The sequence below is a fragment of the Fictibacillus enclensis genome (assembly GCF_030123385.1).
Classification (GTDB): domain Bacteria; phylum Bacillota; class Bacilli; order Bacillales; family Fictibacillaceae; genus Fictibacillus_C; species Fictibacillus_C enclensis.
The window spans coordinates 3508963-3523769 of record NZ_CP126109.1; the positions used below are offsets into that span (position 1 = coordinate 3508963).

Here is a 14807-nt window from a genome sequence, read left to right on the forward strand (position 1 = left end):
TTGAATATTGTATAAATGATTTAGCAATCCTAAAATTTAATGTAGCTTTATGGCCGGAGATGAAGAGAAGCCATAGCCATTTAAAACATGGTACATGTTTTTTTGGCTATGGCTTTTATTTGTTCTTTTCCATAACGTTACACAGAAAAAGGGGGAAAAGTAATGAGCTTTGAGCATTTGGATTCTCCAAAACTAAAGCGCTTTCAAAGAAAGGTCACGTTGCTGTCGGCTGCAGGTACGTTTCTGGATGGTTTTGACTTAACGGTCATTGCCGTAGCCATGCCGCTCATTTTAAGCCAGTGGGAAATCACTCCGGGTCTTCAGGGGTTAATTACTTCGTCTGCAGTCATCGGCTCCTTAATCGGTGCTTTATGGCTCGGAAATTTAACAGACAAATACGGAAGAAAAGCAATGTATGTGGTTGATTTGGTCGCGTTTGTCGTCTTTGCTGCCTTAACCGCTTTCGCACAAGCTCCGTGGCAGCTCATTCTGTTCCGCTTCTTACTTGGGATTGGTATCGGAGCTGACTATCCGATCTCTGCCACCCTGGTGTCTGAATTCAGTTCCACAAAGAGCCGCGGCAAACATAGCACTTCACTTGGTGCCATGTGGTTCGTCGGGGCGGTAACCGCCTACCTTATCGGAATGCTGATGCTTCCGCTCGGTGCAAGTGCGTGGAGATACATGCTGCTGGTCGGTGCTGTATTTGCTCTTATTGTTTTCTTTTTCAGGGTTACACTCCCGGAGTCACCGAGATGGCTTGCCTCAAGAGGACGTGAAAAAGAAGCGGAAGAAATCATGCTGAAGATCACAGGACAAAAAGTCATCATCAAGCCGGATGCAGCACCAAAACAAAAGGCAGGAGCTCTTTTTACAAAATCTCTTTTCAGACGGACGTTCTTCGTTTGCGGTTTCTGGTTCTGTTACGCGGTCGCGTACTATGGAATCTCCATGTATACACCAACCATCTTAAAACCGTTTACCAATGGTTCACAAATGATGGTAATATACAGGTTCCCTAACGGTGAGTGTTCTGGGCTTGCTTGGAGCCATTGTAGGATTGAATCTGGTTGAAAGAATCGGCAGACGTCCGCTGATCATTACGTCATTTACCGGATTATCCATTGCGTTAATCATTCTTGCATTAAATCCTCATCCTACCATGGCCTTTTTGGTTATTCTTTTTAGTTTGGCTGTTCTGTTTGCCAATATGGGTGGAGGAATCCTGAACTTTGTCTATCCGACGGAACTGTTCCCAACCAGTATTCGGGCAAGTGCTTCAGGTCTGGCCACCGGAGTCAGCCGTATCGGTTCCATTCTCGGAATCCTTGTATTTCCGAATCTGGTCGCCGCATGGGGAAATTCCAAAGCACTATGGTTCTTCGCGGTAATCAGCATGGCCGGCTTGATTGTTTCTGTACTGTTGGCCCCGGAAACTAAAGGCAAGAACCTCGAGGAACTGAACAACGAATTAAACGTAAGTCCTGGAACAACATTGAAAGGAGAGAATCATGGAGAAATGGCTTAACAGCTGGTCACTTGGATTGGATGCCCATCTGGGTGACTTTGAACGTCTAAAAGAAGCCGGGTTCAGAGGCATTGAAGTCCTGGCAGAACAGCGTAAAGCAGCTGACTATCTGGAATTTGCCCATCGATCCGGTTTCAACGTGGGACTGCACCTACCCTTTCATGATCTGAATTTGGCTACTCCCGATGCTGTGGTCTATGAACGTACCTTTTCAATTTTAACGGATTGGATTAAACGGCTTGCTGATTACGGAGGGACGCATGCTACCTTTCATGGCGGCTATGCCTGGTTTTCTGAAGAAAAGCATGCGTGCATAGAAAGGGTAACGGAACGGATCCTGCGGCTGGATAAGGTGGCAAAACCGTACGGGATTGATCTTCTGCTGGAGAATTTGATCCCCGACCATTTGAACTATTGTCATCAGGTTGCTTCCAATCTTGATGAATGGCTCGATCTCATAAAAAATACACAGGTCAAGGCTTGCCTGGATACAGGCCATCTCAATCTCATGGGAAATGAATTGGAAGATGCCATCGACCGGCTCGGCGCATCTCTTGGAGCCCTCCACTTATCGGAGAATGATGGAAAGGCAGACCTTCATTTACTCCCGGGAGACGGGAACCAATTTACAAAAAACGCAGGAGAATATTTGATCAACCATCGATTTAACGGGCCGGTAATTTATGAAATCAATCCTTACAAATACTCGCTTCAGCAAATCATTAATCATCAGTCAAACACCAAGTCTGTGTTGACGTAATACACTATCGCAGGGAAGAGATGAAGAGAACCCCCAGCTATTTTTGCCTTTACTCTTTTGGAGGCTTCTTTAGCTGGGGGTTTTGCATCGTTTAGCTCATACGTATCGGAGGTATCACCATGGCAAAAGGTTTTATATTGGATTTGGATGGAACTGTGTATGTGGAGGAAAAAATCCTGGATGGCGTGAAGGAGTCCATCGAATATTTACGGCAGTGTGGTCACAAGGTGGTCTTCTTCACCAATAAATCCATAGCCACACGGAATGACTATGTAAAAAAACTTCGGGGATTGGGAATTGATGCATCTATTGAAGATGTGATTAATTCGAATTACATTACAGCGATGTTTTTAAAACAAAAAATGACACCGGAAGAAGCTGTGTATGTGATTGGAGAAGCCGCTTTATTCGAAGAACTGCAAAATGAAGGAATCCGGTTGACCACCGTTCCGCGCGAAGCCAACTATGTGGTTTTGGGATGGGATCGGGAATTTAATTACCGCAAGCTGAACGATGCCTACCAGGCATGGGCTGCCAACAATGCGATGATTATCGCCACAAATCCAGACCGGACGTGTCCGATGATGGACGGACAGCTTCCTGATTGCGGATCCATAATTGGCGCTTTTGAAGGAACGACCGGCAAACCTGTTGACTATATTATGGGGAAACCCTCCAAACTTGCAGCAGACATTGTCATCAGAGACATTTTAAAGTTAACACCGGCAGATTGCTATATTGTCGGAGACCGTTTGGAAACCGATATACGAATGGGCATTGATCATGGCATTCAGACCGTGCTGGTGATGTCAGGCATTACCACGGAAGAAATGGTCAAAACATCTATTCATAAGCCTTCATATGTTCTTCCAAGCATGAAAGAAATCCATCAATTACAAATCAGCTAAAAAGGGGAACTCGTTTCCCCTTTTTTTATATATCAAAATTCCAAAGCGCAGGATCTCCGGTAGACATCGCAAGTGCCCCCGCTTCCAGCCCTTTAGTGATATCTTCCTTTGAACTGATGAGGCCTCCTGCAATAATAGGCAGGTTGATCCGATGAGTCAGATGATCAATAATATTAGGCATCAGCCCGGGCAAGACTTCAATCGCATCCGGTGCAAACGTTTCACAGATGCTGATCCCCTTTTTTAAGGCCGTGTGGTCGATGAGAAACATACGCTGAATAACCATTAATTTCTCTTCCTTCGCAAATTTAATCAAGGAACTTTTTGTGGTAATGATGCCCGAGGGCTTCCACTTTTTAGCGATATACTTAATGGCGCTTTTCGTATTGGACAGGCCCTCAATAAAATCAATATGTATGAAAACACTTTTTTGAGCACTTTTCAACCGGTCCAGGTGCTCTGTCATGTTCAAAAGATTACCGGTTAACAGGAAAACGATATTGGATGTGCTGTTTATCGCCTTCTCAATATCTTCCTCCTCTTTTACAGACGCGATCACTTGTGACTGAACAAGGTCAACAATATTCATGTGAAGTGCAGCTCCTTAAGTACCGAATTCTTAGCGTTTAACAAGGTATTCTATATCAGTAATGATTTTCCCTTGTTTTTTCCTATTGCATTTGGAGCCAGCGATTCAAACATAAAAAAACAGGAGAGGCTGCTGCCTGTCTCCTGTTTTATAATTAACGTTCGGGCGAAGTCGGTGGAGCCGGAATGGATGAATTGGTTTCGCGGATGAGCTGGTCGACGGTTGCTTTTGCATCTGCATCAATCTCCGACTTGGCGGCCGACACCTCTTTGGTTACCTTTTCCTGGATACTCGATTTTGCCAGAGCGGTGTTTTCGTTGGTCGCAGCCGTAATGGCCTTTTTGTATTCCTCGGCATAGCTGTTAATTTGTGCATTGCCATCCGCCACCGTACTATTGTACGCATTGCCTACTTCCGTCTTTCCTCGCTGATACTCGCTTTTTACATGAGCGTTTACTTCGTCTTCCTTCTTTTCAGCGTTATCCGCCACTTGATATCCTGCCCATGCCGCCACTTTCCCAATCAGCGGAGCTACACCCGCCTTTACATGATCCACAAAGCTGTCAGAGGCCGCTCCTGCAAACAAGGCTCCAGTTACCATGAGTCCGGTAACTGCTGCTGCTGCTTTCTTTTTGACTGACATTTCTAGATTCTCTCCTTCCGGCTATCGCCACGTCGATGTATAGAAAAAGTACATCTGTACTCTGTTCCTGTATTTATTGGCCGTTGTTCTGTAATTGTCCGGCGGCCTCCGCTTCTGCAGCTTGATCGATTTGTTTTTTCGCTTCTTCTATTTTTTGGTTGGTAGATTGTCGAAGTGCCTGCTTCGCTTTTGCTTCACTTCGTACTCGTTCTCTTTTAATAGATTCCTTTTTTTGTTCCTCATACTTCTTTACTTCTTGTTTGTAGCGCTCAAGCTCCGAATTTGCATAGGCAGACACCTCTTGGTTCATCGCTGTCGATTCAGTTTGTACCGCTTGTTGCACTTCTTTGGAAGATTCTTCACTCACTTGTTTCATATCGGGATGCAGCCGGGCCATAAGTTGACCGAGAATTCGTTGAGACTGATTGGAAAGGTAATCTTTTATGCTATTACTCTCAGCATAGGCGAATGTTCCGCCTCCTGAGAGAATGAGAAATGAAAGAATAATAAGGAGTCTTGTTTTCAACTTTCTTTGCCGCTCTCTTCTCCGCTTTTCTTTTAAGCTTTCCAAAAGGTCTTCCTCCTCTGCAACATAATAAATAGGACTTTTTGCATGTTCACCATAAGTAATCTATCACAGTTACAATACTCTTTCTAGTATTTTTTACCCAGAAAAATGAAAAAATTTTTTAAATTTGAATAATTATGTATATTGGTTTATAAGTACCCAGAAAAACAAACAGAACAGCCTTCTATCGGCTGTTCTGTTGCACGGTAAGTTTCTAGTTTTTTGGCTGAAGCGCTTCTTTCGTATATTCATTACTTGCGTTCCATAGTAAATAGCCGTCAATGCCCAATTCTTTACCGGCGCGGATTTGATCTTTCACTTGCTGAGAGCCATATGTAATATGGCCGTCCACCCAGGTGGCCGTAAAATCTTGATACCATGGCCTGATTTTTGCTGCATGTTTCTTCTGTTTTTCCAGTGCTTTGTCCCTTTGGATCGCCGGCTGAAGGGCACTCTTGATTAATTTGTAGGGCTCTGCATCAGGGACTTTGATACCATATTCCCCTGGTCCGTAATGAGATGGATATGTCATCGGGCTCATGACATCGACGGCCTGTGTCAAAGACTCCCACTGCTGTCCAATTCCTGTATCTCCTTTCGCGCTCGTTGAAACCCCAAACACATCGGCAGACACATTGACTCCATAAGGCTTCAGTTCTTTTTTGGCATACGTTAAAAAGTCGTGGATGTTCTGTGCTTTTGACTTCTTTTTCGGGTTATCGAATTTCACTTCCCGGTCCACCTGTGCTCCGTTATCAGGAAAACGGACATAATCAAACTGAATCTCATCAAATCCAAGTTTCGCGGCTTCCTTTGCAATAGAAGTAACATACTTCCAGTACTGTTCTTTATACGGGTCCACCCACGGTATGCCGTCATTGTAATACAATCCGCCGCTTTTCTTTTTCATGGCGAATGCCGGCTTCTTTTTGGCCATGTATGGATCTTTAAATGTAACCACCCTGGCGATCGTGTAAATATCTTTGTCTTTCATCACCTTTAGCCTTTGCTTCATATTTTTAATTGGGGGATGTTTATCAGAACCATATGAATTAACTTCGGGAACGTTTGAATCGTATGTAATTTCACCGCTATCACCTTTTACATCTACTACAAGTGAATTGAGTTCCGTGTCATCCACCAGCTTGGTCAGCTCATTAAATTTGCTGTTCATGCCTGCTGCAGCACCTGACATGTATACCCCTTTAACCGTTATGTCCTTGGGTTTGGGAGCAGGCTTTGGTTTTGATGCTTCTGCCTGTTTTTTCTCTTCCTCCTTTTTTTCTTTTGCTGTTTTTCCCTGTTCTGTTTTCTTGTTTTCTTTTTCTTTAGCCGGTTGCTTGTTTGTCTCGTCTCCTGCTGCATCCTGAGCATTGCAGCCGGCAATCCCTCCAAACAAAAGCACGCTTGCCAGCGAAATACTCGACCATATTTTTTTCATCCAAAACCCTCCTGTGATGTCGTTATCTTGCAAGACTTCCATTAAAGTCTTCGAACAAAGTTTGGCATTACGTTGTGTCTATACCCTCTTTTTTCATGATTAACCGTTATGCAATTGGTTTTGCAAGGGAATAGTAAAGGGAATTAAAGACAATAACCGCAGAAAAAAATTTTCCAGAGATCATGTAGAAAAGGTTGGTGTATCAATGAAAAAAGAAGAAGAGCTGCACCGCGGTTTAAAAAACCGGCACATTCAATTAATAGCCATAGGGGGGGCCATTGGCACTGGTCTTTTTTTGGGTGCAGGCAAGTCCATTCATTTGACAGGCCCGTCCATCATGATTAACTATGCCTTGATTGGAATCATGCTTTTCTTCATGATGCGCGCATTGGGTGAAATGCTCCTGTATAATCCGACCTCGGGTTCCTTTACGCACTTTGCCGAATCCTTTATCGGCCCCTGGGCCGGTTTTATTACGGGCTGGACGTATTGGTTCTGCTGGATTGTGACCGGCATGGCAGAAATTACAGCGGTAGGTGTGTACGTAAAGTATTGGTTTCCTTCCATTCCCCAATGGCTGACCGCACTAGCTGTGGTGCTTATCTTACTGCTGATCAATATGTCGGCTGTCAAAGCGTTTGGAGAAATCGAGTTTTGGTTTGCTATCATAAAAATCATTACCATTATTGCACTGATTGTGATCGGTATTGTACTCATTGTCATGGGATATGAAAGCCATGGAACACAGGCTTCCTTTTCCAATCTTGTCAGCCACGGCGGATTTTTCCCAAATGGCGCTTCCGGATTTGTTCTGGCCTTTCAGATGGCCCTTTTTGCTTTTGTCGGAGTTGAACTCGTTGGGGTCACCGCCGGTGAAGCTGAGAATCCGGATACGACGTTGCCGAGCGCGATCAACAATATTCCGGTCCGGATCCTTCTCTTTTATATCGGATCCCTGATCGTCATCATGTCGATCTATCCTTGGGACAAAATCAACCCGTCGAGCAGTCCGTTTGTTTCGGTCTTCTCGCTGATCGGAATACCTGCTGCAGCTGGTGTCATTAACTTTGTGGTCATTACTTCTGCTATGTCATCCTGTAACAGCGGTTTATTCAGTACAGGACGAATGTTGTATACACTGGCTAATGAAGGAAAAGCACCGAAACGTCTGGCCTCCCTGAACGACAAAAAAGTGCCTGCGGCGGCACTGATTGTATCTACCTTTTTCCTGTTATTTGGAGTTCTGCTTAACTACTTATTGCCGGAAGATGTTTTTACCCTGGTTACTAGCATTGCGACCATCTGTTTTATCTGGGTATGGGGCATTATTCTGATCGCACATCTGCGCTTCAGAAAGCAGAAACCCGAAGAAGCAGCAAAAAGCAAATTCAAAATGCCGCTCGCTCCCTTTATTAATTGGATAGTCCTTTTGTTCTTTGCTTTCGTTGTAGTCGTGCTCGGGTTTGCAAAAGACACCCGGATCGCCTTGTTTGTCACTCCTGTCTGGTTTATCATCCTGATCGTTGCTTACCTGATAACCAAACGAAACAAACCCAGCGCTTCATGAGAAAAACGGGCTGTCCAAGAAGTCTGGAAGCCGTTGATTTTCGTTCCAGGCCGCTCGCTTTCCGCGGGGCGTTCGGTGAGCCTTACCGGCGTGAACGCCTACCTTTTGGCGCAAGCGCCTGCGGGAGTCTCACCTGCCACGCTAGTCCCGCAGGACAAGGAACGCTGCGGCAGCGGTGCATCGCACGAAGAAAATGTGATTTTCATTTTCGAGGATCTCGCACCTTCCACTACAATCAACTTTTCATTGAAGATTTTTTACGCAAAGGAGCTGCCTGAAGGTCGATTTTTGACTTTCAGGACAGCCCCTTTGTTTTTTTATGCTTATCTTGTTCTGGATACATAAGGATAAATCGGATCTTTTAATTGAAACTCATACGTTTCCCCATCCACAATGCCAACCACTTTATCACTGTCATACAGATCAAGCAAAAAGTGAGCCATCTCTTTTGCGGTATGGAATTTAGGAAGATTGCCGCTATACTCAAAATGTTCCATATCCATCGACCGCTGGGCAAATTCCGTTTCCGTCGCAGCAGGAGCAAGCACTTTTGCTTTCAGCTTCGAGCCTTTCCCTTTGAGCTCCTGGGCCAAGCCTTCGGTAAACGCGCTCACATAAAACTTGGTCGCACAATAGGTGACGGCATTACCAACAATCGTATAGCCGCCACCGGATGATATGTTAATCAGCTGGGCACCTTCCGTGTTTTCATGACCCGCCGCGAATTTGGTGGATAAAATGGTCAGTGCTTCAATGTTTAAATGAAGCATGGTCTGGATTTTATTTAAATTCTGCTCCCCCACACTGTCAAAGTTACCGAAGCCCGCGTTATTGATTAAGGTTTCAAGCTCGTAACTGCTCAGCTCCTCGTATAAACGGTGAACATTTTCCGGATCTGCCAAATCGACCGTTTTAATGATAACTTCAAGATCGGGATTAATGTTTTGGACTTCGCTTTTTAACTTTTCAAGCTCTTCCTGCCTGCGGGCAGCCACAATCAAATTCTTTCCTCTTTCGGCAAACGCAAGAGCCGTTTCATAACCGATTCCTGAGCTTGCTCCTGTGATGACGGTATATTTCATAAAGCACCTCCCGTATAGGTTATGTTAAGCCTTAATCATACTCTGTGTTCCCTAAAATCGACGCCTTTAGCCATTTCCAAAAAGTAAATTTACCCCATCAAAGGAAAGTGGTATAATCAAAAAAGGAAACGTTCATTGTTCTTCGGTAACGATCAGCTGCCAGGAGTTCATGGCGTGCAATCACATAGCGGGATGGATCGCTGGTATTCATAATGCTTAGCTATTAACCCACTGTAAAGGAATTTGTGTCAACAGGCACAGATTGTTTTATGGTGGGTTTTTTAGGTTTTAAGGAGGAAATTAGAGTGGAAAATACGTTAACCGTACAGATCAACGGTGTAACACAGCAAGTCAAAAAAGGAACAAGGGTACTCGAGCACCTTTTGCAGCAGGGAGTCGAGCATCCTCATATTTGTTATACGGAAACGCTCGGACCGATCCAGACATGTGATACATGCATGTGTGAGATTGATGGAAAAGTAATGAGAGCTTGTTCCACTGAAATAAAGGAAGGAATGAACATTCTCACCTCTTCACCAACAGCAAAAGAGGCGCAGAATGAAGCGATGGACCGCATCCTCGAGAATCACCTTCTCTACTGTACCGTTTGCGACAACAACAACGGCAACTGCAAAGTCCATAATACCGCTGAATTACTTGAGGTTGAGCATCAGGAACGGCCTTTCCGTGAAAAAGGCTATGAAGTGGATATGTCCCACCCGTTTTACCGCTATGACCCAAATCAGTGCATTCTTTGCGGAAAATGCGTAGAAGTCTGCCAAGACCTGCAAGTCAATGAAACACTGACGATTGATTGGGAACGCAACATGCCACGTGTTATCTGGGATAACGACAAATCGATCAATGAATCTTCCTGTGTTTCTTGTGGCCAGTGTGCCACTGTATGTCCTTGCAACGCCTTGATGGAAAAATCCATGCTTGGGGAAGCGGGCTTCATGACAGGAATCAAGCAGGACCTGCTCAACCCGATGGTCGACTTAATTAAAGAAGTTGAACCGGGCTATGGCAGTATCTTTGCCATTTCAGAAGTGGAAGCCGCAATGAGGGATACACGAACGAAAAAAACCAAAACGGTCTGCACCTTCTGCGGCGTCGGCTGTTCGTTTGAAGTTTGGACAAAAGGAAGAAAAATTTTAAAAATCGAACCAACTGAAGATGCTCCGGTTAACAGCATCTCCACTTGTATCAAAGGAAAATTCGGCTGGGATTTCGTGAACAGCGACCAGCGCCTGACTCACCCGCTCATCCGTAAAGGCGATGAATTTGTCACAGCGACATGGGAAGAAGCACTCTCTGTAATCGGTGAAAAAATGGGCAGCATTAAACAACAGTATGGCGGCAATGCCTTTGGTTTTGTGAGTTCTTCAAAAACAACCAATGAAGAAGCCTACTTGATGCAAAAGCTTGCACGGCAAATCTTTGAAACGAACAATGTGGACAACTGCTCCCGCTACTGCCAGTCCCCTGCGACCGACGGATTGCTATCAACGGTCGGTTATGGCGGTGATTCCGGTACCATCAAAGACATTGAAAGCGCCGGACTGGTCATCATTATCGGTGCCAATCCGACGGAGGGACATCCTGTTTTGGCCACCCGCGTAAAAAGGGCGAAAAAATTACTCGGCCAAAAGCTGATCGTTTCTGATCTTCGCAAACATGAAATGGCTGACCGGTCCGATTTATATCTCCACCCTAAACAAGGTTCCGATCTCGTATGGCTGGCGGCAGTGACCAAATACATCATCGACCAGGGATGGCATGATGAAGCATTTATTCGGGACCGCGTCAACCAGTATGACGAATATTTGGCTATGCTTGAAAAGTATACCCTTGATTTTGCGGAGGAAGTGACTGGCCTGTCCAAAGAGCAGCTCATGGAAGCGGCCCAAATGATTCATGAAGCAGATGGCACATGCGTGCTCTGGGGAATGGGTGTTACCCAAAACATTGCGGGCTCTCATACATCAGCAGCGATTGCCAACCTTCTTTTGGCAACCGGAAACTTCGGACGCCCCGGTGCAGGTGCCTATCCATTGCGCGGACACAATAATGTTCAGGGATCCTGTGACATGGGTACACTCCCGCAATGGCTTCCAGGCAACCAAAGACTGACAGATGCTGCGGCACGTGCTGTATTTGAAGAAGCATATGGCGTTTCCATTTCACCTGAAGCCGGTCTCACCAACATTGAAATGCTTCAGGAAGTGGAAAAAGGCCGGTTGAAAGCCATGTACCTTATGGGTGAAGACATGGCATGGGTGGATTCAAACTCCAACCATGTTCATGAAATGCTTGGCAAGCTCGACTTTTTTGTCGTACAGGATGTATTTTTTACAAAAACAGCCCAGTTTGCAGATGTGGTTCTTCCAGCTTCACCGTCTCTTGAAAAAGATGGAACCTTTACGAACACGGAACGCCGGGTTCAGCGATTGTACCAGGCACTTGAACCGTTGGAAGAATCCAAGCCGGACTGGTGGATCATCCAGCAGGTCGCCAAAGCAATGGGAGCTGATTGGAACTATTCTCACCCAAGTGAAATCATGGATGAAATCGCAAGTCTTGCCCCTATTTTCGCCGGAGTTTCGTATGACCGCCTCGAAGGATGGGACAGCCTGATCTGGCCGGTTCAAAAGGATGGCAGCGATGAGCCTCTTCTCTATACCGAGCGCTTCAACTTCCCGGACAACAAGGCCCGATTCTCGCTTGTTGACTACGTCCAGCCGGTTGATTATGAAAAGGAATTTGATTTGACTTTGAACAACGGCCGCCTGCTTGAACATTTTCATGAAGGAAACATGACCAATAAATCCAAGGGTATTCAATACAAGCTGCCTGAAGTATTTGTAGAGGTTTCACCGGAGCTCGCGCGCGAACGCGGCGTGCAGGATGGATCCACTGTTCGTTTGATATCCCCTTACGGATTCATTAAACTGCGTTCCATCGTAACCGACCGGGTACAAGGTAACGAATTGTATGTTCCGATGCATTCCGTCAGCCATGAAAATGCTATTAACATTCTGACCGGCAGTGTCGGTGATGTCCGGACCCAGACTCCGGCCTACAAACAGACGAAGGTGCGCATGGAAGTGATCAACGTTAAAGGACGAGCTCCACTTCCTATGTATAATCCGCGTTATGCGGAGCGCAATCCGCAAGCGGGTGTTCAGGTGGAACGCAAATGGGCACGCGCTGACTATGAACCGATTGCCGATGTCAATATACCGGTGGGAGGTCAGAGATAATGGCACAGCCGATTACGAAAATTGTCCATCCGGCCCGTACAGAAAAAGAACTGCAAGAACAAAGTCTGGAAGCAATTCTGACAGACTTGGCAAAAAGCGGAGACGGAATCAGAGAAATAATCAAGCTGTTCAATGAATTGCACGAAAGCGGAATTCTTGGATCGGTAAATGGTCTTGTTGAAGCAAAAGAAAAAGTAGCGGGCATTGCTGTAGAGCAGCTTCTCCGCCCCCAAATTACCAACGCCATCAACAACATGATGGCCGCAGCTGGTGCTTTGTCCGATACCAATCCAGATATGACCAAAAAACTAATGGGTGCCTTGGGCAACGGACTGGAGAAAGCGGAAAAAGGACTGGAAGCCAACGAAAAGGTAGGCGTATTTGATTTGATGAAGGCACTGAAGGATCCTGACATCAACCGGGCCATAGGTTTTGGGCTTAACCTCTTAAAAGGGGTTGGAGAAGGTTTGAAAGAATAGGATGAAATACGTAATAGAATGGAAAACCTTGAGTAAAGGGTTTCAATATCTGTTAAATCTTTCTCTAGTCCTGCTGGCTCTCGCTTTGCTGTTTTTTCTGTTTCGCGAGCTTTTCTATATCATCAGCGATGCCCTGCATCATCAGACCAATGTGCATGTTATACTGGGAAAAGTATTGGTTTTCTTCCTCTACTTTGCCTTTATATCAATGATCGTGAAATATTTTAGTGAGAGCCACCATTTTCCTCTGGGCTACCTTTTATATATTGGCATTACTGCTAGCGTAAGGTTTATTATCGTGAACAACCAGAATCCGCAGGAAAACTTTTGGCTGTCGCTTGTCATCCTTGTGCTGACTTTCAGTTACCTGCTGATGATACGCAAGGGAAAACCTTTCGGCGGTTAAAGGAGATGAAACAATGAGCAGAAATATGGAACATCAATTCAGTATGCTTGTACGGGAAATTCGAAAAGAATTTGTCGGCAACGGTCCTAAAGAAATCAGCACCCGCTTTATCGGTTCATGGGCGGTCAGTGAAATGAGGGGGAATCTCACAAATATCGAAAAGTTCATGATGAATTCTAAAGATGGCGAAAAAATGGTGCATGAAGCGCGGACTGAATTTGTTAAAAAAATCTACAACGACAAAGGCGTGCGCCAGAGGTTTGAAGAACTTATGGGCGCCCATATCGTCCGTATCTTTTCAGATATCGATATTGAAGATGATATCGCCATGACCGTTTTTGTCTTTGATAAGCCGCTGCACTCAAAAGAGTAATGGTATTGTGAAATACCCGCGGAAATAGCCGGTTTACCCGCCATAATCTAAAACCGGGTTATGTTAACTAACTACTCATCAAGCACAAAAAAAGAACTGATACGCGCATCGTATCAGTTCTTTTTTGTTGTTAAGAACGAACCGAGCTATTCACCATGAGGATATCATCAATTCGCTGCAGTTCTTCATCACTAAAATCAAGATTATCAAGAGCTTTCACATTGTCTTCGATTTGGTTCACCTTGCTGGCGCCAATTAGCGCAGAAGTCACTTTCCCGCCGCGAAGCACCCAGGCCAGCGCCATCTGCGGAAGGCTTTGGCCACGGTTGGCGGCAATATCGTTCAACCGCTTTACTTTTTCAATAACCTCTGGCGTTACACTGTTTTCATCAAGGGCTCCAGTAGATTTAGCCGCCCTTGAATCTTCTGGAACACCGTCCAAATACTTTGGTGTCAGCAATCCTTGAGCCAGTGGACAGAAGGCGATGGAACCGACACCATTTTCCTCCAGTACATCCTGCAGGCCGTCCTCGATCCAGCGGTTGAGCATGGAATAGCTTGGCTGATGGATTAAAAGAGGAGTTCCCAGGTCGTTCAGAATTCTGATGGCTTCTTCCGTTTGTTCAGGGCTGTAGCTGGAAATACCCACATACAGCGCTTTTCCCTGGCGTACAACCGCATCAAGCGCTGCCATCGTTTCTTCCAGAGGGGTGTTTGGATCAGGACGGTGGGAATAGAAGATGTCCACATAGTCCAGCCCCATTCGTTTTAAGCTCTGATCAAGACTGGCGGTTAGATACTTCTTGGAGCCCCACTCGCCATAAGGCCCCGGCCACATATAGTAACCGGCTTTGGTCGAAATAATCATCTCATCGCGGTACGGCGCAAAGTCCGTTTTCAAGATGTTGCCAAACATCTCCTCCGCTGAACCGGCCGGAGGGCCGTAATTGTTCGCCAGATCGAAGTGGGTGATGCCCAGATCAAATGCCCGTCTCAGCATGGCACGGCCGTTTTCATACGGATCGACTCCGCCAAAGTTATGCCACAGGCCCAGTGAAATGGCTGGGAGCTGAAGGCCTGAACGGCCGCTTCGGTTATATTTCATCGTCTCATAGCGATTGTTAACTGCACTGTATACCATTAAAAAAGCCTCCTCTAAATCGTTAAATCTCTTCTCCGTTTGTTTGGACCACATTTTTA

The 14807-nt window shown here is 45.5% G+C and carries 16 protein-coding genes; 10 read left to right on the forward strand and 6 right to left on the reverse strand.

Going from position 1 to position 14807, the window contains the following annotated elements; translation table 11 throughout:
• The first annotated feature begins 162 nt into the window (after nucleotides 1–162).
• The 4 genes from QNH15_RS18385 (at nucleotide 163) to QNH15_RS18400 (ending at nucleotide 3196) form a co-directional block, all read left to right on the forward strand.
• Nucleotides 163–1074, forward strand: coding sequence for an MFS transporter (locus QNH15_RS18385; protein WP_283889617.1), 912 nt, complete (start codon nucleotides 163–165; stop codon nucleotides 1072–1074).
• Entirely contained in the window at nucleotides 1025–1528 is a 504-nt protein-coding gene (locus QNH15_RS18390; protein ID WP_283889618.1) for an MFS transporter, read from the forward strand. The genes QNH15_RS18385 and QNH15_RS18390 overlap by 50 nt, the downstream gene beginning before the upstream one ends.
• Nucleotides 1512–2288, forward strand: coding sequence for a sugar phosphate isomerase/epimerase family protein (locus QNH15_RS18395; RefSeq protein WP_283889619.1), 777 nt, complete (start codon nucleotides 1512–1514; stop codon nucleotides 2286–2288). The genes QNH15_RS18390 and QNH15_RS18395 overlap by 17 nt, the downstream gene beginning before the upstream one ends.
• A gap of 119 nt (nucleotides 2289–2407) precedes the next feature.
• Nucleotides 2408–3196 carry an HAD-IIA family hydrolase gene (locus QNH15_RS18400; RefSeq protein WP_061972362.1) on the forward strand — a complete coding sequence of 263 codons (789 nt, stop codon included), beginning with the start codon at nucleotides 2408–2410 and terminating at the stop codon, nucleotides 3194–3196.
• Nucleotides 3197–3221: 25 nt separating this feature from the next.
• Here the strand turns inward: QNH15_RS18400 and QNH15_RS18405 are convergent, their stop codons facing one another.
• The 4 genes from QNH15_RS18405 to QNH15_RS18420 all read right to left on the reverse strand — a co-directional run bounded on the left by QNH15_RS18405 (nucleotide 3222) and on the right by QNH15_RS18420 (nucleotide 6437).
• A complete protein-coding gene (locus QNH15_RS18405) occupies nucleotides 3222–3785 on the reverse strand; it encodes a glycerol-3-phosphate responsive antiterminator (protein WP_061972361.1) in 564 nt (187 codons plus the stop codon).
• A gap of 154 nt (nucleotides 3786–3939) precedes the next feature.
• A complete protein-coding gene (locus QNH15_RS18410; protein WP_283889620.1) occupies nucleotides 3940–4428 on the reverse strand; it encodes a hypothetical protein in 489 nt (162 codons plus the stop codon).
• 73 nt (nucleotides 4429–4501) lie between these two features.
• Nucleotides 4502–4999: a hypothetical protein gene (locus QNH15_RS18415; protein WP_283889621.1), complete on the reverse strand. Its 498-nt coding sequence runs from the start codon at nucleotides 4997–4999 to the stop codon at nucleotides 4502–4504.
• Between the two features lie 211 nt (nucleotides 5000–5210).
• Nucleotides 5211–6437, reverse strand: coding sequence for a putative glycoside hydrolase (locus QNH15_RS18420; RefSeq protein WP_283889622.1), 1227 nt, complete (start codon nucleotides 6435–6437; stop codon nucleotides 5211–5213).
• A 205-nt stretch (nucleotides 6438–6642) separates the two neighbouring features.
• Between QNH15_RS18420 and QNH15_RS18425 the strand changes: the two genes are divergently transcribed.
• Entirely contained in the window at nucleotides 6643–8004 is a 1362-nt protein-coding gene (locus QNH15_RS18425) for an amino acid permease (protein WP_283889623.1), read from the forward strand.
• A 33-nt stretch (nucleotides 8005–8037) separates the two neighbouring features.
• A complete protein-coding gene (locus QNH15_RS18430; protein ID WP_283889624.1) occupies nucleotides 8038–8349 on the forward strand; it encodes a hypothetical protein in 312 nt (103 codons plus the stop codon).
• Here QNH15_RS18430 and QNH15_RS18435 read toward each other — a convergent pair.
• Complete coding sequence (locus QNH15_RS18435; protein WP_283889625.1) at nucleotides 8328–9086, reverse strand: SDR family NAD(P)-dependent oxidoreductase; 759 nt, start codon at nucleotides 9084–9086, stop codon at nucleotides 8328–8330. The genes QNH15_RS18430 and QNH15_RS18435 overlap by 22 nt on opposite strands.
• A 305-nt stretch (nucleotides 9087–9391) precedes the next feature.
• Here QNH15_RS18435 and fdhF point away from each other — a divergent pair, with 305 nt between their 5' ends.
• Genes fdhF through QNH15_RS18455 form a run of 4 tightly spaced genes read left to right on the forward strand, consistent with a single transcriptional unit; the run spans nucleotide 9392 to nucleotide 13607 of the window.
• Complete coding sequence (gene fdhF, locus QNH15_RS18440) at nucleotides 9392–12349, forward strand: formate dehydrogenase subunit alpha (protein WP_283889626.1); 2958 nt, start codon at nucleotides 9392–9394, stop codon at nucleotides 12347–12349.
• Nucleotides 12349–12828 carry a helical membrane plugin domain-containing protein gene (locus QNH15_RS18445; RefSeq protein ID WP_283889627.1) on the forward strand — a complete coding sequence of 160 codons (480 nt, stop codon included), beginning with the start codon at nucleotides 12349–12351 and terminating at the stop codon, nucleotides 12826–12828. The genes fdhF and QNH15_RS18445 overlap by 1 nt, the downstream gene beginning before the upstream one ends.
• A gap of 28 nt (nucleotides 12829–12856) precedes the next feature.
• Nucleotides 12857–13234 (forward strand): phosphate-starvation-inducible protein PsiE, encoded by a 378-nt coding sequence (locus tag QNH15_RS18450; RefSeq protein ID WP_347343353.1) that lies wholly within the window; start codon nucleotides 12857–12859, stop codon nucleotides 13232–13234.
• A gap of 13 nt (nucleotides 13235–13247) precedes the next feature.
• Nucleotides 13248–13607, forward strand: coding sequence for a Na-translocating system protein MpsC family protein (locus QNH15_RS18455; protein WP_283889629.1), 360 nt, complete (start codon nucleotides 13248–13250; stop codon nucleotides 13605–13607).
• 130 nt (nucleotides 13608–13737) lie between these two features.
• On the opposite strand, the gene mgrA is transcribed toward QNH15_RS18455, so the two are convergent.
• Nucleotides 13738–14748 (reverse strand): L-glyceraldehyde 3-phosphate reductase, encoded by a 1011-nt coding sequence (mgrA, locus tag QNH15_RS18460; RefSeq protein WP_283889630.1) that lies wholly within the window; start codon nucleotides 14746–14748, stop codon nucleotides 13738–13740.
• Nucleotides 14749–14807: the final 59 nt, after the last annotated feature.

Bases quoted from the DNA above. Each gene is read 5' to 3' on its own strand.
- QNH15_RS18435 (WP_283889625.1), bottom strand. From the start codon at position 9,086: ATGAAATATACCGTCATCACAGGAGCAAGCTCAGGAATCGGTTATGAA.
- QNH15_RS18425 (WP_283889623.1), top strand. From the start codon at position 6,643: ATGAAAAAAGAAGAAGAGCTGCACCGCGGTTTAAAAAACCGGCACATT.
- QNH15_RS18405 (WP_061972361.1), bottom strand. From the start codon at position 3,785: ATGAATATTGTTGACCTTGTTCAGTCACAAGTGATCGCGTCTGTAAAA.
- QNH15_RS18420 (WP_283889622.1), bottom strand. From the start codon at position 6,437: ATGAAAAAAATATGGTCGAGTATTTCGCTGGCAAGCGTGCTTTTGTTT.
- QNH15_RS18400 (WP_061972362.1), top strand. From the start codon at position 2,408: ATGGCAAAAGGTTTTATATTGGATTTGGATGGAACTGTGTATGTGGAG.
- QNH15_RS18395 (WP_283889619.1), top strand. From the start codon at position 1,512: ATGGAGAAATGGCTTAACAGCTGGTCACTTGGATTGGATGCCCATCTG.
- QNH15_RS18455 (WP_283889629.1), top strand. From the start codon at position 13,248: ATGAGCAGAAATATGGAACATCAATTCAGTATGCTTGTACGGGAAATT.
- QNH15_RS18445 (WP_283889627.1), top strand. From the start codon at position 12,349: ATGGCACAGCCGATTACGAAAATTGTCCATCCGGCCCGTACAGAAAAA.
- QNH15_RS18410 (WP_283889620.1), bottom strand. From the start codon at position 4,428: ATGTCAGTCAAAAAGAAAGCAGCAGCAGCAGTTACCGGACTCATGGTA.
- QNH15_RS18385 (WP_283889617.1), top strand. From the start codon at position 163: ATGAGCTTTGAGCATTTGGATTCTCCAAAACTAAAGCGCTTTCAAAGA.
- mgrA (WP_283889630.1), bottom strand. From the start codon at position 14,748: ATGGTATACAGTGCAGTTAACAATCGCTATGAGACGATGAAATATAAC.